General features: G+C 62.0%; 1 protein-coding gene. It reads right to left on the bottom strand.

Going from position 1 to position 897, the window contains the following annotated elements:
• Positions 1 to 828: sugar phosphate isomerase/epimerase (locus EN780_RS35510; protein WP_133372922.1), on the bottom strand; the 828-nt coding region annotated here is incomplete at its 3' end.
• Positions 829 to 897 lie beyond the last annotated feature (69 nt).

Here is an 897-nt window from a genome sequence, read left to right as displayed (position 1 = left end):
GTTAATGGCATGCGACGGCAGCACATCGGATACCGCGCGTGCGGCCTCGAGGCAGTTCTTTGCGTGTTGTTCGGGACCCAGTTCCGCCAGGCGGCGGGCATGGGGTAGTTCGATGGACAGGGGCAGGTCGGGGAAAAGGTAGTTCACTGCCCAGAAGTCGATCGCCCCCTCGCCGGGGTACAGGCGCGCGTCGCGGGCGGTGCGGATCATCTCCTCACGCGTGTAGGCAAGGTCTTCGGCGTCGCAGATGTGAAGGAAATTGATCCATTCCGGCGGCACCCGCTCCAGCGCCAGAAGGGGCGTCTTGTTGAAATGCATGTAGAGCGCATCGACCAGCATGCCTTGGTTGCGCCGCCCAGTACGCTCGAGGATGTCGATCACCTCATCCAGAGTGGTCAGGCGCGAGAAGGCGGGGAATTCGAGGTTCACCGTCAGGCCAAACGGTGCGGCCAGATCGCAGATTTCGGCGAAGGTCTCGACGATGAACTTGCGGTCGTTGCGCACATCCGTCCAGGCCGAGCAGATGACATGCCGCGCACCCAGGTCAGCCCCCGCTTCGAAGGCCGGCAGGAACTCTTTCGGCTCCAGCCCCCGCAGCACACGCATCAGTTCGATGTCAAAGCACTTCAGCCCGGTTTCGGCCAGGGCGCGTTTGGTTTCGCGCATCACCTGAGGAGCCGTTGGGTCGATCTTCGGCTCGCCCGGTACTCCAAGGTGGAAAAGGCGATAGCTGACATAATCGTAACCCGTGCGAGCGGCGATATAGGTCTGCTCCGGGGGTGTAACGCCCGAAACCGTCAGGTAGGAAAGGGAATAGGGGTGTGCCAAGGTTAGTTTTCCTTTGCCGTATCAGGTGGCGCAGGCAAGTGACTTACGCGCGCGGGAAGGGTCCGACCC

Origin of the sequence: Mesorhizobium sp. M4B.F.Ca.ET.089.01.1.1, assembly GCF_004022605.1 — a bacterium.
GTDB lineage: Bacteria > Pseudomonadota > Alphaproteobacteria > Rhizobiales > Rhizobiaceae > Mesorhizobium > Mesorhizobium abyssinicae.
The sequence above is the reverse complement of the archived record's forward strand: the minus strand, read 5'-3'. Positions and strand labels throughout refer to the sequence as shown.